The organism is Salipiger marinus, from assembly GCF_035481585.1.
GTDB lineage: Bacteria > Pseudomonadota > Alphaproteobacteria > Rhodobacterales > Rhodobacteraceae > Salipiger > Salipiger marinus.
The window spans coordinates 126,668-151,311 of sequence record NZ_JAYKSL010000005.1; the positions used below are offsets into that span (position 1 = coordinate 126,668).

The window sequence follows — 24,644 nt, forward strand, 5'->3', positions numbered from 1 at the left end:
ACCTCAAACCCATGCCGGAGGACGATATGGCCAAGACGATCAGCGCAAAGGACGTGTTTCTCAGCGGGTTGCGGAACGCCCATGCCATGGAAAAGCAGGCGCTCGCCATCATGCAGCCGCAGGTGAACCGGCTGCAGCATTACCCCGAGGTTTCGGCGCTGCTGCAGCGCCATATCGAGGAAACCGAAGGCCAGCTGCGCCGCCTCGACGAGGTTCTGGCCCAGGTCGATGCCTCCGCCTCGGGGTTCAAGGACACCGCCACCGCGCTCAGCGGCACCTTGGCGGCGCTGGGTCACACCATGGCCGATGACGAAATCCTCAAGAACACCTTCGCCAATCACGCCTTCGAGAATTTCGAGATCGCGGCCTATGTGTCGCTGATCACCACCGCCGATCTGTGCGGTGCCAGTTCGGCCACGCTGCTGCTGCAGCAGAATCTGGACGAGGAACGCCGCATGGCCGCCGCCCTGCATGACAGCATCGAAGCGGTCACCCGCCGCTATGTCGACCTTGGCAGTTCGGACGAGCGGGCGGATATCTGAGGGCCCTTCCCGGCCATGCCCGGGGCCTGTTTCCGACCGCCCCCGGGGCACGCGCGCAGGAATGCCTCTTTTCTAGGCAGGTCAGCCGCAGGCCAAGGGGGCAAGGGAAAAGCCCCCATTCATCCACAGATCCATCCCCCGCTTGCGGGGATAACTCACAGGCCGGTGACGCAGACGCTGCACCCACCTCAGACCAGCGCCCGCTTCGCCTCTGCCACGATGGCGCTGGTGAGCGAGGCGATGCTGCCCGCCGCCTGATGTCCGATCTGCCATGACAGCGGCACATCCAGCGGCGCCCCCGGCACAAGTTCTACCAGCCGGCCCGAGGCAAGATGCCCGCGCACAAGGTGGATCGGGTTCAGCCCCCAGCCCATCCCCGCCAAACCCGCATCCACAAAACCCTGCGAGGAGGGCAGCCAGTGGGTGGGCAGCGTCACCGCATGGCCAAGCTGCTGCTGCACCCAGTGCTGCTGCAGGCGGTCTTTCTGGTTGAAGGTCAGGGCAGGTGCTGCGGACAGGGCCTGCGCCGTCACCCCCTGTGGAAAGAACTGGCGCACAAACTCCGGGCTGGCGGTGGCGTGGTAGCGCAGGCTGCCAAGCGGCTTCACCTGACAGCCCTGCACCGGCTTGCCCAGCACCGTGACCGCCGCCATGACCCGGCCCCGGCGCAGCCACTCCGCCGTATGCTCTTCGTCATCTACGGCAATGTCGACCAGATGGCCGCTCTCCCTCGTAAAAGGCGCCAGCGCGGGCAGCAGCCATGTCGCAAGGCTGTCGGCATTGGTGGCGATGTGCAGCGTCACCGGCGCCGCCGCCCCGCCAAGCTGCAGCTGCGGAAAGCGCCCGGCCAGTTCCCCCTCCAGCAGGCCCACCTGTTCCATGTGGCGGCAGAGCCATGCGCCCTCTTCCGTGGCCGTGCAGGGGGAGCCGCGCGCCACCAGAATGACGCCCAGCCGGTCTTCAAGCCCCCGCACCCGCTGCGACACGGCGGAGGGCGTGATGCCAAGGCTTCGCGCCGCGCTTTCGAAGCTGCCGCTCTGCACGACAAGCAGCACGGCTCTGGCAGCGGGATAGTCGAGCATAAGTTTTCCTAATCCGGGGTTAGCCTGTTTAATTTGGCTAACCCGGCGCGCTGGTCTATGGCCAGCGGAAACAGAGGGCGGGGCGTGCATGGATCTGACAGTTTTTTTCACGGGTCTGACGATGGGGCTCAGCCTGATCATGGCCATCGGGGCGCAGAACGCCTTCGTGCTGCGGCAGGGGCTGAAGGGCGAGCATGTGGTCTGGATCTGCCTGACCTGCGCGCTGTCCGACGCCCTGCTGATCGCGCTCGGCCTCACCAGCTTCGGCAGGATCGCGGCATGGCTGCCATGGGTGGATCCGCTGATGCGCTATGGCGGGGCTGCCTTCCTGATCTGGTATGGCGCCCGCAGCCTGCGCTCTGCCCTCCGCTCGCGCGAGGTGCTGACCGCCGCCCCGGCGCAGGAGCCATCGGGGCTGGCGGGCGCGCTGCTGACCTGCCTTGCGCTGACATGGCTCAACCCGCATGTCTATCTGGATACGGTCGTGCTGCTTGGCACCCTGTCCACCCAGTTCGGCGCGCAGAAGGCGAGCTTTGCCGCCGGGGCGATGACCGGGTCTTTCCTGTTCTTCTTCGCGCTTGGCTTTGGCGCGGCGGCGCTGCGACCGGTCTTTGTCCGCCCCGCCGCATGGCGCCTGCTGGAAGGCGGGATCGCACTGGTCATGTGGGCCATCGCGCTGAAGCTGCTGCTTGGCGCCTGAAGCGGCTCAGACCTTGGCCCGCACCACCGCGACGGGATCCATCATCTGGATCTCCACGGAGACGGACAGCGCCTTTCCCGCCACAGGCCTCACCTGCGCGGTCACCGCATCCCGCGCCGCTTCGGAGATCTGCAGCAGCACCGCATCGTCCCGCCCGGGCCGGGTCCGGATCAGCACGGTGACAAAGCCCTTCCGCCCCTCGGTGTCGGTGCCGAAATGGAACCGCTCCTGCACAGTCGCGCGGGTCTTGATCGCCTCGGTCGGCAGCGTGTCCAGCCCGCAGAGCCGGTCATGCACCGCCTTGGTCAGGGTGGCCGGATCGGCCCACTAGCCGATATTGTCCGAAAATTCGATGATGACATGCGGCATCGGCGGGATCCTTGCGCTTGGGGCACCGCAGCGTCGCGGCGCCGTCTTCCTAGCGCGGCAGCCCGCCACTTGGCCATCCCCCAGCCGGGCCGGTCAGCCCTCCCTCTCCGGCTGGAGGACGCCGGACAGCAGCACGATCAGCAGCGACAGGCCCGCCAGCAGCAGAAAGGCGTGGCGCAGCCCCACCAGCTCTGCCAGCGCGCCGATCAGGGGCGGACCCAGCAGCATCCCGCCATAGCCAAGGGTGGCGACGCTGGCGATGGCCCGGCCCTGCGCGCGCCCCGCCCCCGCTGCGGCGCGGGAAAAGGCCAGCGGCATGATCGTGGCATATCCCGCCCCCAGCAGACCAAAGCCCAGAAGCGCCACGGGCAGCCCCTCGGACCAGACGATCAGCGCGGCACCCGCTGCGGCGAACCCGCCGCTAAACTGTGCCGTGCGCGCAGGCCCGAGCGTGGCAATCAGCGCCGGGCCTGACAGCCGGGTGACCACCATGGCCACCGAAAAACAGGCATAGCCCAAGGCTGCCAAAGCGTCCGACGTGCCGGTGACATCCGCCAGAAACACCGCGCTCCAGTCCGCCATGGCGCCTTCGCCCACCGCCGCCGCCAGCGCCACAAGCCCCACGATCAGCAGCGGCCCGCGCGGAATGGCAAAGCGCGGCCCCTCGTCTGCGGCGGCGCGGGCCGACGCCCATGGCACGCGCGCAAAGACCCAGGCCAGTGCTGTGGCGGCCCCGCCGACGCAAAGGAAATGCAGCCCCGGCGCAATCCCCAGCGACACCGCCGCATAACCGGTTGCCGCCCCAAGCCCCGCACCCAGACTGTAAAGCGCATGAAACCGCGACATCAGGTGGCGCTGCCGGGCCTGTTCCACCTCGGCGCCCCAGGAATTCATCGCGACATCCATCGCGCCGTAAAACGCGCCGTACAGCGCCAGCGCCGCCGCCAGCAGCGGCACGTTGGGCGCGACGGCCAGCAGGCAGAGGGCCGTGACATAAAGCGGCGCGAGCCCTTTGGTCAGCGCGGCGGCGCCCATGCGGTCGGACAGCCGCCCCGCCACCGGAAAGGACAGGATGGCGCCGCCCGCAAGGCAGAGCAGCAGCAGACCCAGCGTGCCGGGCGTCAGGGCGAATTCTGCGGTGAAGGCCGGGATCCGCGAGGCCCAGACCCCGAACAGCCCGCCATTGAGGGCGAACATCGCGCAGACGGCCCCCACCGGCGTTACGAGTTTAGGCATGATGCACCTCCAGCCCCGCCGCGCGCAGATCCTCCACCTCCGCCGGGTCCGCATCCGTCACCAGATGGTCAATCGCGGCGGCGGGCAGCGTCCGGTGGCGCGCCCTCTGGCCGAGTTTCGATCTGTCGGCAAGCACAACCGTGGCGGCGGCGGCGCGCGCCATCACCCGCTTGACGCCGGATTCAAGCGCGTCGTCGGAACTCATCCCGAAGGCGGCATCAAGCCCGCAGGCGCCCAGAATGGCCATGTCCGCTGCCAGATCGTGAAGCTGGGCTTCGGTGTCGAGGCCGACGCTGATCCCGCCGCCCGCGCTGAGCTTTCCACCCAGCATCAGCACCTCGATGCCCTTCGGCTGGCAGGCCACGGCCACCCAGGGCGAGGGCGTGACCACCAGCAGACCCCGCTCCGGCTCCAGCACATGGGCCAGCGCAAGCACCGTGGTGCCGCCATCCAGCAGCAGCGTCTTGCGCCCTTGGCAGAGCGCAAGCGCCTTGCGCGCGATCCCCGGCAGCGCGGGCTGGGTTTTCAGCATCCGCGCCTCCATCGGTTCGGCAGGAACTGCGGGGCGCAGCGCGCCGCCCCGGACCCGCCGCGCCTCGCCCGAGGCTTCAAGCGCGATCAGATCCCGCCGCACGGTGTCGAGAGAGACGTCGAATTCTTCGGCGATGCGGGCGGCAACCAGCGGCTCGCCGTCCAGCAGGCGCCTGCGCAGCACCTTCAGCCGCATTTCAGGAATGTTCAGGCTCACCTGCATGACTCCGCATGATTCTGCATAATCATGCAAATTTACGCATAAACCTGCAACACGGAAAATGACGGCGCCGGTCAGACCAGCGCCGCCTTGCGGCTTCCGTTCCTGACATCCCTCCGCTCCACCTGCGCAGGATGCAGGCCAGCAGGACGCCCTCCGGCCAAATCCTTGTTCTTGCAGACGGCCTGTGACGCGGCGGGCGCGGCGGGCAGCCAGACCAGACTGGGCGCGGCGATCCTGTCCCCGGTTGCCCGACCGGGCGCCGGAGACAGGGAGAGGTCAGTTCGACACGAGGTAGCTGGCGTCGTTCGCCGCCTGAGCCTCTTCCTTCAGCACGTCGAGCAGGGCCACCGCGTCTTCGCCCAGCTGGTCGGCGATATGCGCGTCGAAAGCGGGCTGGGTCACGTCGCGCATCTCGTCGCGCTGCGCCTGATCAAGGGCTGAGATCTCCATCAGGTTCGACAGGCCGGTCACGCCACGATCCGAGGCTTCGATGATCCGGGCCAGCCCGCGCGAGGCGGTCACGCAGGACTGCGCGGCACTGGTGACGATCTTCTGGTGCTCGGCACTCAGCTCTTCCCAGACCGCGCGGTTCATCAGGAAGATATAGGGCGAAAACAGATGGTTGGTCAGGGTCATGTAACCCTGCACCTCGCCCAGATTCGCAAAGGAGATGATCGGGACCGGGTTCATCTGACCGTCGATCACCCCGGTCTGCAGGGCCGAATACAGCTCGCCCCAAGCCAGCGGATAGGATTCCGCCCCCATGGCGTTCATGATGACCTGATGCGACGGCAGGGTCATGGTCCGCACCCGCACCCCTTCGAAATCGGCCAGATCGGTGATCGGCTTGGAGGAATTTGTCACCGCAAAGAAACCGCCGGTATCGGGAAAGCCCAGCACCACCACGTCGCCCAGCTCCTCCTCGATATCGGCTTTCAGCATCTCGCCGAAGCGGCCATCGAAGACCTCGTAGGTGGCGGCATTGCCGCTGAAGGCGAAGGGCAGGTTCAGCACGTCGATCTTCGGATAATAGGAGGCGATGGCCCCGGTGGAGGAGATGGTCGCCTGCACCACCCCGTCGCGGGTCATCTGCACCTGTTCGGTATTGGTGCCGACCTGATCGTTGGGGAAGAATTCGACATCGACGGCGCCGTTCGTCTCGGACCGGACGATGTTGCCGAAGACCGCGGCGCAGGCATGGCCGGGATTGTCGAACGGGTCGGGGTTGTTGTCATGGGCAAGCTGGATCACAAGATCCTGTGCAGCGGCCATGCCGGGGGCCAGCAGCGCCGTCAGGGCCAGTCCATAGATCGGGGTGCGTTTCATCAGTCTCTCTCCTTGTTGGTTTCTGGTTTCTTGTTGGTGGGGTCGACCGCTCAGACGAAGCCGAACAGCCGGGGGATCAGCAGCGCCGCGTCTTCCCAGAAGGCGAAGACCAGCAGCACGCCGATCTGGGCGAGCAGGAAGGGCCAGAGCTTGGCCGCGATCCGTTCAAGCCGCTCGCCCGTGACCGAGGACAGGACGAACAGGCAGGCGCCCACGGGCGGTGTCATCAGCGAGATGTTGAGCGCCACCACGAAGATGATCCCGGCATGGATCGGCTGCAGGCCGATCTGCGCGGCAATCGGCGCCAGCACCGGGGCGAGGATGATGAGGATGGCGGTGACATCCATCACCATGCCGATCGCCAGCAGCAGGCCGATGATGAGAAGCAGCAGGATCTGCGGGTTTTCCGAGATGCCAAGCAGGCCGCTCGCAATGTCCTGCGGGATGCGGTTGAAGCTCATCCACCAGCCCAGAATGCCCGCAAAGCCGATGATGACGAAGATGACGCCGCTGATGACGGCGGTCTGCAGAAGCATCCGCCCCAGCGCCCCAAGGTCAAGGTTGCGGTAGATCACGAAGCCCACGAACAGCGCATAGGCCACCGCGATGGAGGCGGCTTCGGTCGGGGTGACGATGCCGCCAAGGATCCCGCCCAGAATGATGACCGGCATCAGCAGCGCGGTGGTGGCATCCAGAAACGCGCGGAGCACCTCGCGGAAGCTGGCGCGGCGGGCCGCGACGGGCAGCCCGTTGCGTCTGGCGCCGAGCGCGATGATGAGCATGCAGACCACGCAGATGGCGAGGCCGGGCAGGATGCCCGCCGCAAAGAGCCCGCCGATCGAGACCCCCATCAGCGAGCCATAGACGACCATGATGCCCGAAGGCGGGATGGTCGGGCCGATGATCGACCCCGCCGCCGTGACGGCGCAGGCATAGTCGCGCCGGTAGCCCTGTGCCACCATTTCCGGCACCAGCGTGCGCCCGAAGGCGGCGGCATCCGCCGTGGCAGCCCCCGTCAGCCCCGCGAACATCACCGAGGCGACCATGTTGGCATGGGCCAGCCCGCCGCGGAAATGCCCGACAAGGATATGCGCAAACCGCATCAGCCGCGACGTGATGCCGATATGGTTCATGATCTCGCCCGCCAGAATGAAGAACGGCATGGCCAGAAACGGAAAGATGTCGAGGCTGTTGAACATCCGGCTGGGGCCCATGGCCAGCATGCGCGCATTGCCCATCTCGGCAATTCCGGCGAGCCCCGCGATGCCGATGGCAAAGCCGATGGGCGATCCGATCATCAGAAGACCGACAAAAAGTATCCCGATCAGCATGCCTAGTTCCTTTCAGCGCGATCCCGCAGATCGTGAGTGCCGCGATCCCTGAGGGCCACGAGGAGAAGTTGAACGAAGGCAAGCCCCGCCGAGACCGGAATGGCCGCATAGGCGGGCCCAAGCGTCATGCCGAAGATCATCGCCTGCCGGGTGGCGCCGCCTTGGGCAAAGCCTACGCCGAACCAGAACAGATAGGCGAACAGCGCCAGCGCCAGAATGTCGCTGAGCAGCAGCAGGCCGCGCCGCAGCCCCTGCGGCAGCAGGTCGATGAACATGGTCAGGCCGATATGCTCGCGCCGCGCGATCCCCACCGAAATGGCCAGCAGCACGGTCCAGATCATCAGGTAGCGGGCCAGCACCTCGGGCCAGTTCAGCTGCCATCTGAACAGGTAGCGGTCCAGAACGCCGATCCAGACGTCAAGGACCAGCGCCGCCATCAGCACGATCAGCACCACCTCGACAAGGCGGGACAGCGCGTGACTGGCCTTGCCCGCCACATGGCTCAGCCGCGACAGATCCGTCATGTCACGCATCCCCGTGCATCGACGCGCAGCGGCGTGGCGCCGCCCTCTGGATCCAGCAGCCAGACCGTGTCGAAGAGGTTGGAGACCGGGCAGGCATGGTTCGGGATGATCCGCACGCGCGCGCCCAGTTCCGGCGGCACCGCACAGCGCGACACATCCATGACGCCATGCTCCTCGCTCAGCGTCACGATGCTTGCCTCGGGGTGGTCCGGCAGAAACCCGAACCCTTCAAGCCCCATCGCGTCAGAGGTCAGCGTTTTTGACCCCGCATCAATCACCGCGCGACCCGGCGCCGGAGTAGAGACCACCGTCGCCAGCACCTGCAGCGCGCACTCCTCGCTGGTGCAGGCCCCTGCCGCGATCTGGCTGCGGTCCATGTAGATATAGGTGCCGGGGCGATATTCCGTGACGATGCCCGGCTGCATCGCGTCCCAGATATCCGGGGTGCCGCCCGTGGTGACGATCCGTGGCGGCAGGCCGTGGTCCGACAGCAGCGCCACCGCCCGCGCCAGCCAGTCGCGCGAGGCCTGAACGCCCCCGGCAGCGGGATAGGTCATCAGCCCGCCAAACCGCAGCCCGGGCGCCGCCTCAAGAACGCGGGCCAGATCCAGCGCGGCCTCGGGGGTCTGCACGCCGCAGCGCCCCATGCCGGTGTCGCATTCCACCAGCACGCTCAGCGGCCTGTCCGCACCCGCCATCACCTGCCGGTAGCCTTCGGCGACGGGGGCGCTGTCGCAGGTCACGGCAAGGCGGCACCGGTCGGCCAGCGCCCGCAGCCGGGCCAGCTTTGCGGCGCCAAGGATGTTGTAGGTCAGCAGGATGTCGTCGATGCCGCCATCGGCCATCACCTCGGCCTCACCCAGCTTCTGGCAGGTGACGCCAACAGCACCCTGCGCGATCTGCTCTTGGGCAAGGCGAAGCGACTTGTGGGTCTTGATATGCGGGCGCAGGGCCAGCCCTGCGGCATCGGCGGCGGACTGCGCCCGCGCCAGATTGCGGCGGAGCTTGGCAAGATCGATCACCACGGCGGGTGTCTCTAGGCTGTGGAGGGTGTCCATGTCAGTCTCCGATGGGCCAGATTGGATCGTCGGAATTGATGCCGGACAGGGCGACGCGGACGCGGCGCAGCTTCTCCAGCACGTCGGGGCCGATATGTTCGGCGACCGCGGTGGCGATGAGGTCGATGATGAACAGCAGCGCGTAGCGCGCGGGCGTCGGCTTGTAGAGGTAATCGTCCGGCGGCACGAGAAAGGGCAGGACGATCTGCGCGCTGGCCGCCAGACGCGACCCCGGCTTGGTGATCGCGATGGTCGTCACGCCATATTGCCGGGCCAGTTCGATGGATTCCACGATCGACTGCACCTGACCGGAGACGGAAATCGCCACGATGACATGCTCGGGTCCGCTGATGGCCGCGATCATGCGCTGAAGCTGCCCGTCGGTCTGGGCGACGATGGGAATGCCCAGCCGGAACAGCCGGGTCTGCATCTCGATCGCACCCAGAGAGGACACGCCGCCCGAGCCGAACACCGTGACCTGCTTTGCCGCCACAAGCGCGGGCAGGATGCGGGTGATGTCGTCGCGCGTCAGATGGCTGCGCACCAGCGCGATGGCGCGCTCGATCCCGGCGGTGATCGCCTCCGCCACGCGGTCGCTGCTGTCATCCGTCTCGACCGGGCGCGGGTAAAGATAGGGCCCGCCCAGAACCATGATCTGCGCCAGCTTGTGCTTGAAATCGCGCATGCCGTCGAACCCGAGCGACCGGCAGAACCGGGTCACGGTGGGCTCGCTCACCTCGGCGCGCGCGGCAAGATCGGCGATCGCGGCGCGGGACGCAAAATCGACGTCTTCCAGAATGATCCGCGCCAGTCGGCTGTTCGCCCCTGTGTCGCTGCCGCTGATCTCCCGCAGCATGTTGACGATGTCGATATTGGTCATGTCCCGCCCTGATCCCGGAGGATTCGATGCCTCGTCCAGAGATCATGCTGCGCAGTCTCATGTAATAAAGCAACATATCATTTTCGTAACTTCACCGATAAAACTGTTGATTTATGAACATGCCTAAAAGAATGTAAGAAAGTTACATGATTCAGCGAATAAGGGACAGCTCATGGCAAAGCAGACTTTCGGCACCTCGCACGTGCCGCTTTCTCCGGCGGTGCGCGCGGGCGATTTCGTTTTCATTTCCGGGCAGGTGCCGGTCGGGCCGGACGGCGCGCTTGTCGGCGGCGGCGTCGCCGCCGAGGCAGAGCAGGTGCTTGCCAATGTGAAGACGGCGCTGGAACTGGCGGGCGCGGGGATGGAGGATGTCGTCAAGACCACCGTCTGGCTGCGCGATGCTGCGGATTTTGCCGAGATGAACGCGGTTTATGCCCGTCACTTCGCCACGAACCCGCCTGCCCGCACGACCGTGGAATCCCGCCTGATGGTCGACATCGCGCTGGAAATCGAGGCAATCGCCTATTGCCCGCAGCAAGACTGAGGATCCAAGATGGCATTTGACCTTGTCCTGACCGGCGGTCGCGTGGTCGACCCGTCCCAGAACCTTGATCAGGTCTGCGACGTGGCCTTTGCCGGCGGCAAGGTGGCGCAGATCGGACAGGATCTGGCCACCGGCGCCACACAGAGCCGCGACGTTTCGGGAAAGGTGGTGACGCCCGGGCTGATCGACCTGCACACCCATGTCTACTGGGGCGGCACCTCTCTGGGCATCGACGCCGAGGCCTTTGCCCGCAGCAGCGCGGTCACCACCGCCGTTGACACGGGCAGCGCGGGGCCGGGGAATTTTGCGGGCTTCCGCAAACATGTCATCGACCCCTGCCGCTCGCGCATCCTTGCCTATCTGCACGTCTCCTTCGCGGGGATTTACGGCTTTTCGCCGCGCATCATGATGGGCGAAAGCCATGATTTCCGGCTGATGGCCCCGCAGGAGGCGATCCCGGTGATCGAGGCCAACCGGGATGTCATCGTGGGCATCAAGGTCAGGATCGGACGCCATGCCAGCGGCCCGCAGGGGATCGCCCCGCTGGATGTGGCGCTGGATCTGGCCGAAGAGACCGGCCTGCATGTGATGTGCCATATCGACGAGCCGCCCCCCAGCTACGAAGCGGTGGTGGCGCGGCTGCGCCGGGGCGACGTGCTGACCCATTGCTACCGGCCCTTCCCCAATGCGCCGGTGCGCGGCGACGGCACGGTCAAGGACGAGGTTCTGGCCGCCCGCGACCGCGGCGTGATCTTCGATGTCGGCCATGGCATGGGATCGTTTTCGTGGAAGACGGCGCGGGCCATGCTGGCCGCAGGGTTTCCGCCCGATGTCATCTCTTCGGATGTGCACGCCTTCTGCATCGACGGGCCCGCCTATGATCAGGTCACGACCCTGTCGAAGTTTCTGGCGCTCGGGATGCCGCTTGACGAGGTCATCGCCGCCTCGACCAGCCGTCCGGCGGCGGTGCTGTCGCGCCCCGATCTTGGCACGCTGCAGCCGGGGGCTGCGGGTGACGCCTCTGTCCTGACGCTGGCCGAAGGCAGCTTTGCCTTCGCGGATGTGAAGGGCGAGACCGTCACCGGATCGCAGCGGCTGACCAGCGGTGGCGTCGTCATCGGCGGCGCGTGGTGGGATCCGGCATGATCTGGGCCGACCTGACCTCGGCAGAGCTGGAGACCATGGACCGGTCCGTGCCGGTCCTGCTGTCGGTCGCCGCCATCGAACAGCACGGGCCGCACCTGCCGCTGTCCACCGATGCGGTGATCGGCCAGCGCTTCCTGTCCCTGATCGAGGCGCAGATGCCGGACGAGGTGCTGATCCTGCCGCAGGTCGCTGTCGGCTGTTCCGAGCATCACATGGATTTTGCGGGCAGCCTGTCGGTCAGCCATCGCAGCTTTGCGCTTTATGTCGGCGACATCCTGCGGTCCGTGCTGCGTCACGGGTTCCGGTCGGTCATCGTGCTCAATTCCCATGGCGGCAATCAGGCCATCGGGCAGGTTATGCTGGAGGAACTGGGCGCCGCTCATCCCGACCGCAGCCTTGCCTTTCTGACATGGTGGCGGCTGGCGGCCCCCGAACTTGCCGGGATCCGCAGCAGCACGCGCGGCGGTCTTGGCCATGCCTGCGAATTCGAAACCTCGCTGATGATGTCGGCAGCCCCGGGAACCCTGCGCGCGGATCTGATCCCGCATCACGACGACGGGCGCGATCCCGCGCCGCACTGGGCACAGGAAGACATGCTGGAGGCCGGGCGCGGCGTGCTGCACCGCACGATGCGGGTAAAATCCGGCGGCGACGGGGTGGTGGGCGCCCCGCATCTGGCCACGGCGGCCAAGGGCGGCGCCATCGAATCCGCCGTCGTGGCACAGCTGGCCCATGTCATCCGCAGCCTGTCGTAAAGGAGACCCGCCATGACCGAGGACCATCTGATCTGCATCAGCTGCGGGAGCAGCGAGGAGATTGCCAAGGTGCCCTCCACCTGCCCGGCCTGCGGCGGCATCCTTGATCTGGTGCTGGGATTTGATGCGCCTTCGCGCGTGGCGGGACCGGGGGTCTGGGCCTGGGCGAACCGCCTGCCCGCCGTGCGCCCGCAGAACCGCATCACCTTGGGCGAGGGCGCGACCCCGGTGCTGCAGGCCAGCAGGCTGGCCCGGCAGAAGGGCCTGTCGGATCTGTGGATCAAGACGGATTCCCTGATGCCCACCGGGTCGTTCAAGGACCGGGCCATCGCGGTTGCGACAGCGCTTGCCTGCGAATACGACCGCCCCGGCATGGTGCTGTCCTCCAGCGGCAATGCCGGGGCCTCTGGGGCGGCCTATGCCGCGCGGGCTGGCCGACCCATCGTCATTCTTGTGCCGCGCACGGCGCCCCCGGCAAAGCTGCGCCAGATCGCCATCACCGGCGCAAGGCTGGTCACCGTCGATGGCCCGACCAGCGAATGCTGCAGGCTCGCCGAAGAGCTGTCACGCGAACGGGGCTGGGTGAACCTGACGACGACGTTTCACAATCCCTTCGGTGTCGACGGCTACGCGACCATCGCCTATGAACTGGCGCCGCTGAAACCGGATGTGCTGCTTCTGCCGATTTCCAGCGGACCGCTGCTGGTGGGGCTGATGAAGGGGTTCGAACATCTGCACGCCATCGGTGCCATCGATCACGTGCCGCGCCCGGTTGCGGTGCAGCCGACCGCCTGCGCCCCGATCGCCCGAGCCTTTGACGCAGGTGGCGATGTGGGGCCATGGGCGCATCAGCCCACCATCGCCTCGGCCCTGAACGACACGCTGGAAGGCTATGAGAACAACGGCGATTACACGCTTGCCAAGATCCGGCGCCATGGCGGGGCCGCCATTGCCATCGGCGAGGCGCAGATTCTGGACAGCCAGCGCGAGCTTGCCTCGGCCGAGGGCATCCTGCTGGAACCAAGCGCCGCCATCACCATCGGCGCCATCGCGCCGCTGCTGGCCGCCGGGCTGATCACACCCGATGAGCGCGTCGTGGCGGTAGGCACCGGCCACGGGCTGAAGGATCTGTCGGCGGTCAGCCTCGACACTGCCTCGGGCGCCACCTCCCCGCAGGATCTGCTGCGCGAGATCTGAGCCCGTCCGCGCCGCCTGCCCCGCCGGGTCAGGTCGGCAGGATCAGTTCGACAGGGCCCAGCTGGTGAAGCCGGGGACATAGGTCACCAGCATCAGCACCGCCAGCATGATCCCCCAGAACGGCAGCATGGCGCGCGACAGCCGCAGGATGGACACGCCCGAGATGCTGCTGGCAAGATACATCGCCGTGCCCACCGGCGGCGTCAGCAGCCCGATGGTCAGGTTGATCACCATGATCAGCCCGAACTGCACCGGATCGACTCCCAGATGCCCCGCCACCGGCGCAAGGATCGGCGTCAGCAGCAGGATGGCGGGACCGCTGTCAAGGAACATGCCCACCACCAGCAGCATCAGGTTGATGAGCAGCAGCAGGATGCGGTTTTCGGTCAGCCCGAGGATGGCCCCGGCGATGGTCTGCGGCAGCTGCGCATTGGTCAGCAGCCAGCCGAACAGCGAGGTGGCGGCAATGATCGCCGCGATGACTGCGGTGCCGATGGCGGCCTCCATGCAGATCGCAGGGATCTTCTGCAGCGTGATTTCCTTGTAGACAAAGATGCCCACCAGAAAGGCATAGACGGCCACCACCGCCCCGCCCTCGGTCGGGGTGAAGACACTCATGCGGATCCCGCCGATGATGATGACCGGCATCATCAGCGCCCAGCTTGCCTCCTTCAGCCGCCGCCATTTTTCGGCACCGCTGACCCTGCCTTCGGTGGGATAGCCATGCTTGCGGGCGTAGAAGGTCGGGCAGTATTTGAACAGGACCTGCTGGTAGCCCTGCGCCCGCAGCCAGTCCAGTGCCGCCAGCGACTGCGCAACCGCCTGTTCCGCCGGATCGCTGCGCGCTTTCAGCGCAACGACCCCGGCCTCGATCACCGGATCAGGCGGCTGATCCGGAACGCCGGAATACTGGGTGAAGCGCATGGATTGCTTGGAGCCGGTGAAATCATAACCAATACAGCCAGGAAGCATCGTGGAGCCGTTGCAGAAAGTTCGGTCGCCACCGGCGCGCTAGTCGCTGCCGCAGCCCGGGCGGGCAAACGCCCCTGCCCCGTCCGCGCGCATCGCAGCACCGCCCTGTGCCGTCTGTGTCAGTCCGCCGGATCGGCGGCCTCTTCGCGGATGTCCGAGTAGGTCTGGACCACCACCGTCAGGTGGGCGCGCATCGCAGCCTCGGCGCGGTCCGCGTCGCGGTCCCGGATCGACTCGACCATCTGCCGGTGCGCGGCCATGGCCCTGGACAGCGCCTCGGGATGGTTCAGCGACATGCGCCGCTGGTCCTCCGGCAGTTCCGGCACGACATGAGTGAGCGGATCCTGCGCGATGCTCGCAATCCGGTGGTGAAAGGTGTAATCGGTCCGAGGAAAAAGCGCGATGTCCTCGTTCTGGGCCAGAGGCTCCGCCAGATCGCGCTCTGACGGCAGGCGGGCGCGGTTCGCAAATTCCCCCGACCGCCCCTGCGCCTCGACGTCCTTGGCGATCTGGCCCGACAGCCAGTCGCGACGCAGGCGGAGAATGGGGCTGATGGCTGCGGCCCCGACGGTGAGGACGGCCTCGCCCGCCCCGGCTTCGGGGTCGCGAAGCTCCTCGTAGGGGGGATGGCCGAAGGACTGAACACCGGCGGCTATCATGATGGCTCATCCTCTGTCACGCCGTGGATCCGCTGTCTCATCTGCTGGCGCTGCTCAAGCCGCGCAGCTGCATCACCGCCGGGGGCGACCGGGGGGCTGAGCCTTGATGATCTGGCCGGTCGCATCAAATGCGACGCGGTGATCAGGGGCGACTGCTGGCTGGCCATGGCGGATGCGGCACCGGTCCATCTGCGCAGCGGCAACTGCTTCGTCCGGCCCAGTGGCCGGTCCGTGACCAAGTCCAGCAGCCCCGGACATCCCCACCGCAGCGGTCAGGTGGTGACCTAAACTGGCCGCGGCGACGTGTTTCTGGTCGGCAACCGGTTCGAGATCGCCGCAGGACAGGCGGCGATGATGCCGCCGATCATCCGCATCGAAAGTGCGGCAGAGCAGGCGCGGCTCCGGCTTTATCGGGATCTGATGACGGCGGAGATGCGGGAGGGTGCCCCCGGATCCGCGCTTGTGGCGCAGAACCTGTCCCGCATGATCCTCGCGCAGGCGCTGCGGCCTTCCCTTGCCGATGTGCCGAAGGTGGATAGAGGCTGGGTCTCGGCGCTGGCCGATCCGAACCCCGGCACCGTCCAGGACGATCCGGGCCGAGCATGGACGCCGGAGGCGCTGGGGCGCATCGCCGGGATGCCGCGCTCCAGCATCGCGCAGCGCTTCCGCAGCCGGGTCGGCGAGACGCCGATGGGGTTTCTGGCCCGCTGGCGGAGGATGTCCGCCGCCGCCCTGCTGGCGGAAGGGCAGCATGTGGTCTTCGCTGGGTTCAACCGCGTCACCGGATCGCCGCCGGGACAGGTCGCCGGCACCCACTGGCACGGATCAGTCCGCCGCGCGTCCGAGACCGTGCAGGGGCGCGGCAGCGCTCAGCGCGCTGAGCGGCGCACGAAGTCCAGAAAGGCGCGCATGGCGGCGCTGCTGTGGCGCCTGTTGGGGTAATAGAGGAACCAGCTGGGCAGGGTCGGGCTCCAGTCGGTGAGAAGATCGACAAGCCTACCCTCCGCGATCGGCGCGCGGGCATAATCCTCCAGCACATGCGCGATCCCCTGCCCGGCAAGGGCGGCCTGAAGCTCCTGATGCGCCGAACTCAGGGTCAGGCGGCCCTCCGGCACCAGCTCGACCGTGTCGCCCTCCTTGGCAAAGGCCCACGCCGCCAGCGCGCCCCCCGGATAGCGGCGCCGGATGCAGTTATGGCCGATCAGATCGCCGGGGGTTTCGGGGCGCCCGCGGTCCCTCAGATAGTCCGGGCTCGCCACGATCGCATAGCGCAGCGGCGGACCAAGCGGCACCGCGATCATGTCCTCTGCCAGCTGCCGCCCGAACCTGACACCCGCGTCGAAACCCTGACTGACGATGTCGACGATGGCGGCATCGCTGACGATCTCGACCCGGACTTCGGGATAGGTCTCCATGAAGGCGAAGGCGAGCGGACAGAGCACATGGTCCACCGCAGGCCCCGGCGCGTTGATGCGCAGGGTGCCGGACGGAGTTTCGCGCAGCTGGTCAAGCTCGACAAGCGCGAGGCGGATGTCGTCAAGCGCCGGGCCAAGCCGGTCCAGCAGCCGCGCCCCCGCCTCGGTCGGGGCGATGCTGCGCGTGGTGCGGTTCAGCAGCCGCAGGCCAAGCGCCTGTTCAAGCGTGGTCATCGTCTGGCTCATCACCGAGGAAGAGACGCCGCGGTCCGTCGCCGCCGCGCGAAAGCCGCCGGATCGCACGATCAGCGCGAAGGTTTCCAGATGATCGAGCCGTACAGGCGGCATTGCTCGCTCCAGCAGATCAGTGTGCTCTTCTTTGCTCGGCTTATCATGCGGTTGGCGGGGTGTCATCTTCGGAGCGACCGCAGCGCCGTCTCGGGGCCGCCAGACCATTCCCCGCTTGAAAGGACCAAGAATGCTTACACTCAACCGTCGCAAGATCATGCTGACCGCCATGGCCGGGGCATCCGGCCTGCTGGTCGGTTCCGGCGCATCAGGACGGCTGTCGGCACAGCCCGCCCCCGTGTCGCCGGTCGGGAATGCGGGGCATTACCGCTTCCGCATCGGAGATATTGCCGCGACCGTGCTGAGCGATGGCATGATCGGCGGCCCGCCCGCGATCTATGCCGGGGATGCCCCGGAGGCGGATCTGGCGGAGGTTCTGCGCCGCGCCATGCTGCCGACGGAGTTTCTTGCCCTCAACCTCAACACCCTGCTGCTGGAGATCGGCGGCCAGCGCGTGCTGCTGGAGGCCGGGGCCGGGGCGACCATGGGTCCGAATGGCGGTCGGCTGTTCGACAACCTGCGCGCCATCGGCCTTGCGGCAGACGACATCGACATGGTGGTCATCTCGCACACCCATCCCGATCATGTCGGCAACCTGCGCAGCGCAGAGGGGGGCCGCGCCTTTCCCCGCGCCACCGTGATGGCCCCCCGCCCCGACTGGGCCTTTTTCGTGGAGGCAGAGCCGGATCTGTCCTACATGCCGGTGCCAGAGGAGTTCCGGCAGCGCTTCGCCGCCAACATCAAGCAGAGCGTGCAGCCCTATCTTCAGGACATCGCGCTTTACGACCCCGGCACAGAGATCCTGCCCGGCCTCACCACGATTGCCGCACCGGGCCACACCCCGGGCATGGCGACGTTCCTTGTGCATTCGGGCGACGCGCAGGTGCTGCTGACCGCCGATCTGGCCTATCACCCCGTCATCAACATCAACCAGCCCTGGCGCCCCGGACCCGACCGCGATCAGGAGGGGGCCGCCGCGACCCGGCAGCGCATCTTCGACCGGGCAGCGGCTGACCGCATCCCCGTGCTGGGCTTTCATTTTCCCTTCCCCGGGCTTGGCCACATCCTGCGGACCGACAGCGGCTACGCTTGGGTGCCTGCGGGCTGGCAGTTCTGAGCTTGAAGGGCCCATGACATCACGACCATCGACCGGCGCAGCCTGCCGGGCGCCGAGGGGGCCGCCGCGCTCGGTCTGGCCTCGACCGGAGCGGGCAGCGCGCAAGCGCAGCAGGCCGGGTCCGCCGACAGCGCGGAAGATGCGCAGATCACGCGCCAGATCGGCCAGACCGGCCAGACCGGCCAAGCGGTGACGGCGCTGGGGCTGGGCCCCTTCCTGACCTTCGACCTGCTGCCCGGCGCGCCGCGCGCGCCGCTGCGCGAGGTCGTCGCCCGGGTTGCCGCGGGTGTCGGCGGCGTGGTCGACACCTCGCCGCTTTATGGCTCAGCCGAGGTCAGCCTTGGCGCGATCATGTCCGAGATGCCAGAGGCACGGGACATCTTCGTGGCCAACAAGATCTGGTCGACCGGCGACTATCTGGGCGATACCAGCCATGCCACGGCCAGCCTTGATCAGTCGAAGCTCCGCATGTGGCGCCCGGTGATCGGCCTGATGCAGTGCCACAGCATGACAAATGCCGGGGTTGTCCTGCCGCTGATGCAGGCATGGAAGTCCGAGGGCCAGATCGGCCATGTCGGGGTCACCCATCACGAGTCCTCCTATCAGGCGGAGCTGACCGGTTTCATCGAGCGGGGGGGATGTCGTGCAGACCAGCCATTCGATCTTCAACCGCTCGGCAGAGGACAGGCTGCTGCCCGCCGCCGCCGACCGGGGCATCGGGGTCTTCGTCAACCTGCCGCTGGCAAAGGCGCGGCTGATGCATGTCGTGGCGGGAGCCCCTGCCGGATTTCGCGCAGGATTTCGGCGCCAGAAGCTGGGCGCAGTTCTTGCTGAAATGGGTCATCGCCCATCCCGCCGCGACCTGTCTGCTCTGCGGCACGTCGAACCCTGACCATATGAGCGACACCCTGATGGCGATGCGCGGCCCGCTTCCGGACAAACCGATGCGCCGCCGGATGCTGCGCCACATGGAAACGATCCCGGGCTTCAGCACGATTGCATCCCTGCCATGGGTTCCGGGCAAGGACGCGCTTTATCATGGCCGGATACGCAGCGCGCAGGCGGCGGCGCGCACTGCCACACTCCGCTGACGCGGGCGATCGGGGCAGATCCCGCTGCAGGCACCGCGGCGCGAGGAGACATCAGGCAGGACGGCGGGTGACGGAACCGCCGCCCTTTCCTCTGCCAGCCGCGCCGTTGGCCCTATGCGAGCCTGCCGTTTCAGGTCAGGCTGCGCTGGCCCGGCCTCGGCCAGGCGCGGGGCCGGGCTGCAGCGGCACCGGGCGCCGGTCATGGCGGCGCCGGGCGTCACGCCGCAGCGCGCGGCGCTCAGGCCTCCTCTGCCGCGGGCAGGATCGACCGGGTCCGCCGCACACCCACGGGCTGTGTCACCGCAAGCTGGAGGCGGCGCAGCCGCCGTCCGGTTGCCGCAAAGATCGCATCGGCAAGGGCGGGCGCGACCGGGATCACGCCGGGCTCTCCCGCTCCCCCCGGCGGCGCGTCGCTGTCAGGGAGCGCGACATGCACATCGGGCGCGTTGTGCAGGCGCTGCACCGGGAAGTCGTGGAGGTTCGTTTCCCGCATCGCGCCCCTGTCCAGCGTGTTGGCGCTCATCAGCGCGGTGGTCAGGCCCCAGCAGATGCTGCCCTCCATCTGGGCGATCACCTGAGCGGGGTTGATCACGGTGCCGACATCGGCAGCGCAGGTCACCCGGTCCACCGTCACCTCGCCCTCCTCGGACACCGTCACCTCGCCCTCCTGCGCCACGATGCTGTAGAATGCGCGTTCGATGGCGATGCCGCGCCCGCGTCCGGCGGGGAGCGGATCATCCCAGCCCGCCAGCGCGGCGACACGGTCGAGCACGGCAAGATGACGCGGGCTGTCCCGCAGCAGCGCCCGCCGGTAGTCGAGCGGGTCGATCCCGGCGACATGGGCGCATTCATCCATGAAGGATTCCGAAAAGAAGGCGTTGTGCGAATAGCCGTTCGACCGCCAGAGGCCCACGGGCACATGGGACGCACCGGAGGTGAGGCTGAGCCAAGGCAGCCGCTACACCACGCGCCACCGGCATATACTATACCGTATAGAACGAGCCAGCATCGGTCATGACCGGTCAGGCACGGTCAAAGGCGCGCTGCGGCTGATGCGGTAGACCGAGGCGGGCGGAAGATTGGCCCAAGTGCCCCCGATGCGCTGCGCCTGCAGGCCAAGCCGGGTCAGAATCGAAGGCGGCACCGGGCAGCGCGGGCCATAGGTGAACTGATAGAGGCTGCCATCGGGGCGAAGGCAGGCGAAGGCGGTCCTCAGGATCGCCAGCACCGTGCGCAGCTTCATCGACAGAAGCCCAAGCCCGCTGACCACCGCCCCTGCCCTGTCTTGCGGAAAAAGCACGGACGCAGACAGCCGGGCGGCATCGCGCTGCAGCACCCGCGCCTGAGGGAAGCGCATGCGCAGCAGCGCGGCAAAGTCGGGGCCCATCTCGACCAGCGTCAGCTGGTCTTCCGCAAGGCCACGGGCCAGCAGCGCGCGCGTGAACACGCCCGTTCCCGCGCCCAGCTCCAGCACCGGGCCGTGGTCGGGCGTGATCTCACGGGTGATCAGCTCTGCCAGCCGCACGCCAGAGGGGGCGATCGCCGCGACGCGCAGCGGATCCGACGCCCAAGACCGCAGAAAGCGCAGGCTGTCGGATCCGCAGCGCGTCGACATCGGGGGCGCGCGGTGATCGGTCTGTGCCCTGTCGCGCTCTGCGGACAGGGTAGGGCGCTGGGGCGTGTCAGCTTTGGCAGAAAGGGACATGAGCATCCTCGGATGTCTGAAAGGGCAAGCGGCGGTCACGCCTGATCGGGCGGCAGCATGCTGCGGATCCGGTGCGCGCCGATGGTTTCGGTGACGGTCAGCGGCAGGTGGCGCAGGCGGCGCCCGGTGGCGGCAAACAGGGCATTGGCGACCGCTGCCGCCGCCGGAACCACGCCGGGTTCCCCCGCCCCGCAGGGCGGCCCGCCGCTTTCGACGATCTCGACAGCGATGGCGGGCGCGTTGGCGAGGCGCTGCACCGGAAAATCGTGGAAGTTGGTTTCCACAACGGCGCCGCGTTCGACGCGGATCGCGCTCATCAGCGCGGTTGTCACGCCATAGATTGCACCGCCCTCCATCTGGGCCACGACCTGATCGGGGTTGATGACGAGCCCTGCATCGATGGCGCAGAACAGCCGGTCCACCGTCACCTCGCCGTCGGGCGCCACCGTCACCTCTGCCACCTGAGCGACGACGCTGCGATAACATTCCTCGATCGCGATGCCCCGCCCGCGTCCCGGAGCCAGCGGCGCGCCCCAGCCTGCCATCCGCGCGACCCGGTCCAGCACGGCCAGATGCCGCGGGCTGTCGCGCAGCAGGGCCCGCCGATAGGCCAGCGGATCGGCCCCCGCCGCCTGCGCGCATTCGTCGATGAAGCTTTCGGTGAAGAAGGTGTTGAAGGAAAACCCGTTCGACCGCCAGAAATGGATGGGCATGTGGCTGGGCACATGCTGGCTGCGCATCCGGCGGTTGGGCAGGGTGTAGTGACGCTTGTCCAGCCCCTCGACCGTCAGAACGTCGCCGTCCGGGCCGGGCGTGACCGGCAGGTTGCGCCCGCCCATGGAATGGAGGATCGACTGCGCCGCCACCAGCGCGTCATAGGCCACAGGCAGCCCGTCCGGCCCCAGCGCGGCGCGCAGGCGGGCGGCGGCGTGGCTGCGATACAGGCCGCGCCCGATATCCTCTTCGCGCGACCAGATCACCTTGACCGCCCGGCCCGGGTGGCGGGCGGCGAGATAGGCGGCCTCGGCGATCACGTCCTGATCGCTGCGCCGCCCGAAGGCGCCGCCGTTCATCGTGATGTGCAGCGTGGTCTCGCGGGCGCTGACCCCCGCCCAGCCCATGCCGCGCGCAGCCCCCGAACGCATCGTGACGCGGTTCTGCGAGGGCGCCCAGATCTCGGCGCGGCCATCCGGATGCAGGATCGCGGTGGCGTTCATCGGCTCCATGCAGGCATGGGTGACAAAGGGCACACCGTATTCGGCCTCGATGACCTTGGCCCCGGGCGCGGCCAGCGCCGCCGCCGCATCGCCCTCATCGATATGGTCATGCGGGCTGCCGGTTGCCAGCGCTTCGGTCAGGCGTGCGGCAAGCCGCGCGCTGTCCACCGCCTCTGCACCGGTTGCCGACCAGTCGATCTGCAGCAGCCATGCCGCCTGTTCGGCCTGCCACCACGAGCGGGCCAGAACCGCCACATGCCGCCCGTCGATCTGCACCACATCCACCACGCCGGGTGCGGACCGCACCGTCGCCTCGTTCCGCACACCAGTGACGCTGGCGCCAAACACCGGCGCGTGGCGGATCGCGGCATGCAGCATGTCGGGCAGGGTCACATCCATGCCAAAAACCGGAGCACCCCTGACCTTGGCAGGCAGATCCACCCGCGGCTGCGACCGCCCGATCAGCCGCCAGTCCGACCGGGCTTTCAGCACAGGATCGTCCGGAGGCGGCAGCACCGCCGCCGCCCGCGCCAGTTCCCCATAGGAAAGGGCCCGTTCGGTCGCCTCATGGCGCACGACCCCTGCCGCCGTGGTCAATTCCGACGGCGGCACGCCCAGCCGGATCGCAGCGGCGGCGATCAGCATCTGCCGCGCCGCCGCCCCCGCCACGCGCATGGGATGCCACAGCCCCATGGTCGAGCCCGAAGCCCCGGTGGCGATGAAGCCCATCTCGCCCAGCACCCGCCGCCCCAGCCAGACCACCGGGCCGCTCGCCTCTTCCGGACGGACCTGCAGGACGTTGAACCATGTGGAATAGGCGGGATGGGCGTCGGTCGGGAAGTCGACCCGGATGCGGTCGTCAAAGGGCAGGTCCATTTCTTCGGCCACGATCATGGCAAGGCCGGTATGGATCCCCTGTCCCATTTCGGTCCGGGGCACGTTGATGACGACGCTGCCATCCGGATGCAGCACCACGAAGGCGTTCAGGACAGCACTTTCGCCATCGACATGACCCTCCAGCCCGTCGACATCGACGGTGGAGAGATAGCCGATACCGGCAATGCCAGCGACAAGGGCGGTGCCGCCCAAGGCGGCGCCAGTCAGAAGCAGGCCGCGGCGGGTGATCAGGCGGGGCATGGCGGCTCCTATCCGGCAGACAGCGTGGCGGCGGCGCGGTGGATGGCGCGGCGGATGCGGGGATAGGTGCCGCAGCGGCAGATATTGGTGATCGCCTCGTCGATCTGCGCATCGCTGGGGTTGGGGATCTGCGACAGAAGCGCTGTCACCGCGATCAGGAAACCGGGCTGGCAATAGCCGCATTGCGGCACCTGTTCGTCCAGCCAGGCCTGCTGCACCGCCGAAAGCTGGCCATCGGGCTGGGCCAGCCCCTCCACCGTCACGACGCGGGCGCCTGAGAGGTCGCCGACAAAGACCTGACAGGAGGGCACGGACTGCCCGTCGATCAGCACCCGGCAGGCGCCGCACTCGGCAACGCCGCAGCCGAACTTTGGACCAAGAATGCCCAGATCCTCGCGCAGCGCCCATAAAAGCGGTTTGTCCGCGCTGCCCTCCAGCGCGACCGCGCGTCCATTGACGGTGAATTCGACCATGTCCCGGCTCCGTATCTGATCGGACGAGCTGCCGGTCGGTGGGACCGGGCACCCCTTATACTATACGGTATAGTATACTCAAACTCGGGGTGTCAATCTGGCGCCGATTGGTGCATACGCTATCGTGATCGAGGCCCGAGCTATGAAAAAAGACGACAAACTCTCCCTGCCCGCCCGTATCCTGAGGGCCGCCTTCATCACCTTTGGTGAGCGTGGCTATGACAAGGCGTCGATGGATGAGGTGGCGCAGGCCGCCGGGACCACGAAGCGCACGGTCTACGCGCATTTCACCAACAAGGAGACGCTGTTCCGCGCGTCCTTCGGGCAGGCCGTCGAATGGTTTCTGGCCGAACTCCCCGAGCTTGACCCCGCAGGCGATGTAGCGGCGGAGCTCACGCATTTCACCAGCCGGTTCAGCGATCTGTCCACATGGCGCGGGCCGGTGCGTCTGCAGCGCGTTGCGATCAGCGAGGCAGAGCGCCTGCCCGATCTCGCCGAGATGCTGCACGAGCGGGTCATCCGCGGCGCGGAGGACCGCATCGCCCGGTTTCTGATGGAAAGCCCCGGCTTCGGCAGCGTGGAGGCGGAGCGGGCGCTGCAGCTGGCCCGGCTGCTTCTGAACATGACGACGGCTCCGCAGCGCTTCGCCACCCTGATGGAGGCGACAAAGCCCGTTCACCTCCACCCCTCCGTCTCCGGCTTCGACCGCGACGAGGCATGGATCCGCCTTGCGGTGGAGTTCTTTCTTGGCGGTCTTTTCGCAGGCCAGTCGCAGGCCGGTGACGGGAACGCCCGGTAGACGCGGCCCCGCCCCCGCCTTTCCGCGGCGCCCTGACCAATGCCGCCAGCATCGCGGAACTGAAGGTGATGATCCCCCATGTCCCCAGCTCTTGCGGTGTGCCGGTGGGGGTGGAATGCCACCGCGTCGCCAACTGCGGGCTGGCCAACGAGGGGCTGCAGGCATGACCCCGGGAAAGCCTAGCACCCGGAACGCGGGCGGGCGGGGCGCCTCGGCCTGCCTGCCCGCCCCAAGGCTCTGCCCAAGTTTCGGGTCGGGCCCGCACCG

At 67.6% G+C, this 24,644-nt stretch carries 27 protein-coding genes; 11 read left to right on the plus strand and 16 right to left on the minus strand.

Features of this window, described 5'->3' with window-relative positions:
- Nucleotides 1–11: 11 nt before the first annotated feature.
- The gene (locus VK682_RS08625; protein WP_230795537.1) at nt 12–542 is read left to right on the plus strand and encodes a ferritin-like domain-containing protein; all 531 of its coding nucleotides are present in this window, start codon (nt 12–14) and stop codon (nt 540–542) included.
- 188 nt (nt 543–730) lie between these two features.
- Here the strand turns inward: VK682_RS08625 and VK682_RS08630 are convergent, their stop codons facing one another.
- Nucleotides 731–1,624, minus strand: a complete 894-nt coding sequence (locus tag VK682_RS08630; protein WP_324781679.1) for a LysR family transcriptional regulator ArgP — start codon at nt 1,622–1,624, stop codon at nt 731–733.
- A gap of 88 nt (nt 1,625–1,712) precedes the next feature.
- On the opposite strand from VK682_RS08630, the gene VK682_RS08635 reads away from it, so the two are divergent.
- Entirely contained in the window at nt 1,713–2,324 is a 612-nt protein-coding gene (locus VK682_RS08635; RefSeq protein WP_324781680.1) for a LysE/ArgO family amino acid transporter, read from the plus strand.
- A gap of 6 nt (nt 2,325–2,330) precedes the next feature.
- Here VK682_RS08635 and VK682_RS08640 read toward each other — a convergent pair whose 3' ends face one another.
- The 8 genes from VK682_RS08640 to VK682_RS08675 all read right to left on the minus strand — a co-directional run bounded on the left by VK682_RS08640 (nt 2,331) and on the right by VK682_RS08675 (nt 9,802).
- A complete protein-coding gene (locus VK682_RS08640; protein ID WP_269061960.1) occupies nt 2,331–2,633 on the minus strand; it encodes a tautomerase family protein in 303 nt (100 codons plus the stop codon).
- 153 nt (nt 2,634–2,786) lie between these two features.
- Nucleotides 2,787–3,929: an MFS transporter gene (locus VK682_RS08645; protein ID WP_324781681.1), complete on the minus strand. Its 1,143-nt coding sequence runs from the start codon at nt 3,927–3,929 to the stop codon at nt 2,787–2,789.
- Entirely contained in the window at nt 3,922–4,677 is a 756-nt protein-coding gene (locus tag VK682_RS08650) for a DeoR/GlpR family DNA-binding transcription regulator (protein WP_324781682.1), read from the minus strand. The genes VK682_RS08645 and VK682_RS08650 overlap by 8 nt, the downstream gene beginning before the upstream one ends.
- A 282-nt stretch (nt 4,678–4,959) precedes the next feature.
- Entirely contained in the window at nt 4,960–6,009 is a 1,050-nt protein-coding gene (locus tag VK682_RS08655) for a TRAP transporter substrate-binding protein (protein WP_324781683.1), read from the minus strand.
- A gap of 50 nt (nt 6,010–6,059) precedes the next feature.
- Nucleotides 6,060–7,340, minus strand: a complete 1,281-nt coding sequence (locus tag VK682_RS08660) for a TRAP transporter large permease (RefSeq protein WP_324781684.1) — start codon at nt 7,338–7,340, stop codon at nt 6,060–6,062.
- A 2-nt stretch (nt 7,341–7,342) separates the two neighbouring features.
- The gene (locus VK682_RS08665; protein ID WP_230795550.1) at nt 7,343–7,864 is read right to left on the minus strand and encodes a TRAP transporter small permease; all 522 of its coding nucleotides are present in this window, start codon (nt 7,862–7,864) and stop codon (nt 7,343–7,345) included.
- Nucleotides 7,861–8,922, minus strand: a complete 1,062-nt coding sequence (locus tag VK682_RS08670; RefSeq protein WP_230795551.1) for a D-TA family PLP-dependent enzyme — start codon at nt 8,920–8,922, stop codon at nt 7,861–7,863. Before VK682_RS08670 ends, VK682_RS08665 begins: the two co-directional genes overlap by 4 nt.
- Before the next feature lies 1 nt (nt 8,923).
- Nucleotides 8,924–9,802, minus strand: coding sequence for a MurR/RpiR family transcriptional regulator (locus tag VK682_RS08675; protein WP_089845268.1), 879 nt, complete (start codon nt 9,800–9,802; stop codon nt 8,924–8,926).
- A gap of 172 nt (nt 9,803–9,974) precedes the next feature.
- Here VK682_RS08675 and VK682_RS08680 point away from each other — a divergent pair, with 172 nt between their 5' ends.
- The 4 genes from VK682_RS08680 to VK682_RS08695 are packed head-to-tail and all read left to right on the plus strand — an operon-like array spanning nt 9,975 to nt 13,444.
- Complete coding sequence (locus VK682_RS08680) at nt 9,975–10,346, plus strand: RidA family protein (protein WP_230795552.1); 372 nt, start codon at nt 9,975–9,977, stop codon at nt 10,344–10,346.
- 9 nt (nt 10,347–10,355) lie between these two features.
- Nucleotides 10,356–11,492 carry an amidohydrolase/deacetylase family metallohydrolase gene (locus tag VK682_RS08685; protein WP_230795553.1) on the plus strand — a complete coding sequence of 379 codons (1,137 nt, stop codon included), beginning with the start codon at nt 10,356–10,358 and terminating at the stop codon, nt 11,490–11,492.
- Nucleotides 11,489–12,247, plus strand: a complete 759-nt coding sequence (locus VK682_RS08690) for a creatininase family protein (RefSeq protein WP_230795554.1) — start codon at nt 11,489–11,491, stop codon at nt 12,245–12,247. Before VK682_RS08685 ends, VK682_RS08690 begins: the two co-directional genes overlap by 4 nt.
- A 12-nt stretch (nt 12,248–12,259) precedes the next feature.
- On the plus strand, nt 12,260–13,444 hold the full coding sequence (locus tag VK682_RS08695; RefSeq protein WP_230795555.1) for a threonine synthase: 1,185 nt from the start codon (nt 12,260–12,262) through the stop codon (nt 13,442–13,444).
- Nucleotides 13,445–13,486: 42 nt separating this feature from the next.
- On the opposite strand, the gene VK682_RS08700 is transcribed toward VK682_RS08695, so the two are convergent.
- Complete coding sequence (locus tag VK682_RS08700; RefSeq protein ID WP_230795557.1) at nt 13,487–14,416, minus strand: TRAP transporter large permease subunit; 930 nt, start codon at nt 14,414–14,416, stop codon at nt 13,487–13,489.
- A 119-nt stretch (nt 14,417–14,535) separates the two neighbouring features.
- Nucleotides 14,536–15,075 (minus strand): FCD domain-containing protein, encoded by a 540-nt coding sequence (locus tag VK682_RS08705; protein WP_230795560.1) that lies wholly within the window; start codon nt 15,073–15,075, stop codon nt 14,536–14,538.
- A 303-nt stretch (nt 15,076–15,378) separates the two neighbouring features.
- Between VK682_RS08705 and VK682_RS08710 the strand changes: the two genes are divergently transcribed.
- Nucleotides 15,379–16,017 (plus strand): cupin domain-containing protein, encoded by a 639-nt coding sequence (locus VK682_RS08710; RefSeq protein ID WP_230795562.1) that lies wholly within the window; start codon nt 15,379–15,381, stop codon nt 16,015–16,017.
- Here the strand turns inward: VK682_RS08710 and VK682_RS08715 are convergent.
- Nucleotides 15,945–16,838 carry a LysR family transcriptional regulator gene (locus tag VK682_RS08715; RefSeq protein WP_230795564.1) on the minus strand — a complete coding sequence of 298 codons (894 nt, stop codon included), beginning with the start codon at nt 16,836–16,838 and terminating at the stop codon, nt 15,945–15,947. The genes VK682_RS08710 and VK682_RS08715 overlap by 73 nt on opposite strands.
- 130 nt (nt 16,839–16,968) lie before the next feature.
- Here VK682_RS08715 and VK682_RS08720 point away from each other — a divergent pair, with 130 nt between their 5' ends.
- The 3 genes from VK682_RS08720 (at nt 16,969) to VK682_RS08730 (ending at nt 19,046) form a co-directional block, all read left to right on the plus strand.
- Nucleotides 16,969–17,955 (plus strand): MBL fold metallo-hydrolase, encoded by a 987-nt coding sequence (locus tag VK682_RS08720; RefSeq protein ID WP_230795567.1) that lies wholly within the window; start codon nt 16,969–16,971, stop codon nt 17,953–17,955.
- Between the two features lie 189 nt (nt 17,956–18,144).
- A complete protein-coding gene (locus VK682_RS08725) occupies nt 18,145–18,789 on the plus strand; it encodes an aldo/keto reductase (RefSeq protein WP_230795568.1) in 645 nt (214 codons plus the stop codon).
- A complete protein-coding gene (locus VK682_RS08730) occupies nt 18,783–19,046 on the plus strand; it encodes a hypothetical protein (RefSeq protein ID WP_230795570.1) in 264 nt (87 codons plus the stop codon). The genes VK682_RS08725 and VK682_RS08730 overlap by 7 nt, the downstream gene beginning before the upstream one ends.
- A 238-nt stretch (nt 19,047–19,284) precedes the next feature.
- Here the strand turns inward: VK682_RS08730 and VK682_RS08735 are convergent, their stop codons facing one another.
- From VK682_RS08735 to VK682_RS08750, 4 genes are all read right to left on the minus strand, one after another.
- The gene (locus tag VK682_RS08735) at nt 19,285–19,965 is read right to left on the minus strand and encodes a molybdopterin cofactor-binding domain-containing protein (RefSeq protein WP_230795572.1); all 681 of its coding nucleotides are present in this window, start codon (nt 19,963–19,965) and stop codon (nt 19,285–19,287) included.
- A 93-nt stretch (nt 19,966–20,058) separates the two neighbouring features.
- Nucleotides 20,059–20,751, minus strand: coding sequence for a class I SAM-dependent methyltransferase (locus VK682_RS08740; protein ID WP_230795574.1), 693 nt, complete (start codon nt 20,749–20,751; stop codon nt 20,059–20,061).
- Between the two features lie 35 nt (nt 20,752–20,786).
- Nucleotides 20,787–23,105, minus strand: a complete 2,319-nt coding sequence (locus tag VK682_RS08745) for a xanthine dehydrogenase family protein molybdopterin-binding subunit (RefSeq protein WP_230795575.1) — start codon at nt 23,103–23,105, stop codon at nt 20,787–20,789.
- An 8-nt stretch (nt 23,106–23,113) separates the two neighbouring features.
- Nucleotides 23,114–23,578, minus strand: a complete 465-nt coding sequence (locus tag VK682_RS08750; protein ID WP_230795577.1) for a (2Fe-2S)-binding protein — start codon at nt 23,576–23,578, stop codon at nt 23,114–23,116.
- Between the two features lie 142 nt (nt 23,579–23,720).
- Here VK682_RS08750 and VK682_RS08755 point away from each other — a divergent pair, with 142 nt between their 5' ends.
- A complete protein-coding gene (locus VK682_RS08755; protein ID WP_230795579.1) occupies nt 23,721–24,377 on the plus strand; it encodes a TetR/AcrR family transcriptional regulator in 657 nt (218 codons plus the stop codon).
- Nucleotides 24,378–24,644 lie beyond the last annotated feature (267 nt).

What these genes read in the sequence shown, in the direction of transcription:
- VK682_RS08670 (WP_230795551.1), bottom strand. Translation starts at nt 8,922, where the DNA reads ATGGACACCCTCCACAGCCTAGAGACACCCGCCGTGGTGATCGATCTT.
- VK682_RS08690 (WP_230795554.1), top strand. Translation starts at nt 11,489, where the DNA reads ATGATCTGGGCCGACCTGACCTCGGCAGAGCTGGAGACCATGGACCGG.
- VK682_RS08705 (WP_230795560.1), bottom strand. Translation starts at nt 15,075, where the DNA reads ATGATAGCCGCCGGTGTTCAGTCCTTCGGCCATCCCCCCTACGAGGAG.
- VK682_RS08715 (WP_230795564.1), bottom strand. Translation starts at nt 16,838, where the DNA reads ATGCCGCCTGTACGGCTCGATCATCTGGAAACCTTCGCGCTGATCGTG.
- VK682_RS08700 (WP_230795557.1), bottom strand. Translation starts at nt 14,416, where the DNA reads ATGCTTCCTGGCTGTATTGGTTATGATTTCACCGGCTCCAAGCAATCC.
- VK682_RS08750 (WP_230795577.1), bottom strand. Translation starts at nt 23,578, where the DNA reads ATGGTCGAATTCACCGTCAATGGACGCGCGGTCGCGCTGGAGGGCAGC.
- VK682_RS08680 (WP_230795552.1), top strand. Translation starts at nt 9,975, where the DNA reads ATGGCAAAGCAGACTTTCGGCACCTCGCACGTGCCGCTTTCTCCGGCG.
- VK682_RS08745 (WP_230795575.1), bottom strand. Translation starts at nt 23,105, where the DNA reads ATGCCCCGCCTGATCACCCGCCGCGGCCTGCTTCTGACTGGCGCCGCC.
- VK682_RS08755 (WP_230795579.1), top strand. Translation starts at nt 23,721, where the DNA reads ATGAAAAAAGACGACAAACTCTCCCTGCCCGCCCGTATCCTGAGGGCC.
- VK682_RS08635 (WP_324781680.1), top strand. Translation starts at nt 1,713, where the DNA reads ATGGATCTGACAGTTTTTTTCACGGGTCTGACGATGGGGCTCAGCCTG.
- VK682_RS08720 (WP_230795567.1), top strand. Translation starts at nt 16,969, where the DNA reads ATGCTTACACTCAACCGTCGCAAGATCATGCTGACCGCCATGGCCGGG.
- VK682_RS08660 (WP_324781684.1), bottom strand. Translation starts at nt 7,340, where the DNA reads ATGCTGATCGGGATACTTTTTGTCGGTCTTCTGATGATCGGATCGCCC.
- VK682_RS08685 (WP_230795553.1), top strand. Translation starts at nt 10,356, where the DNA reads ATGGCATTTGACCTTGTCCTGACCGGCGGTCGCGTGGTCGACCCGTCC.
- VK682_RS08630 (WP_324781679.1), bottom strand. Translation starts at nt 1,624, where the DNA reads ATGCTCGACTATCCCGCTGCCAGAGCCGTGCTGCTTGTCGTGCAGAGC.
- VK682_RS08665 (WP_230795550.1), bottom strand. Translation starts at nt 7,864, where the DNA reads ATGACGGATCTGTCGCGGCTGAGCCATGTGGCGGGCAAGGCCAGTCAC.
- VK682_RS08625 (WP_230795537.1), top strand. Translation starts at nt 12, where the DNA reads ATGCCGGAGGACGATATGGCCAAGACGATCAGCGCAAAGGACGTGTTT.
- VK682_RS08655 (WP_324781683.1), bottom strand. Translation starts at nt 6,009, where the DNA reads ATGAAACGCACCCCGATCTATGGACTGGCCCTGACGGCGCTGCTGGCC.
- VK682_RS08675 (WP_089845268.1), bottom strand. Translation starts at nt 9,802, where the DNA reads ATGACCAATATCGACATCGTCAACATGCTGCGGGAGATCAGCGGCAGC.
- VK682_RS08695 (WP_230795555.1), top strand. Translation starts at nt 12,260, where the DNA reads ATGACCGAGGACCATCTGATCTGCATCAGCTGCGGGAGCAGCGAGGAG.
- VK682_RS08645 (WP_324781681.1), bottom strand. Translation starts at nt 3,929, where the DNA reads ATGCCTAAACTCGTAACGCCGGTGGGGGCCGTCTGCGCGATGTTCGCC.
- VK682_RS08740 (WP_230795574.1), bottom strand. Translation starts at nt 20,751, where the DNA reads ATGTCCCTTTCTGCCAAAGCTGACACGCCCCAGCGCCCTACCCTGTCC.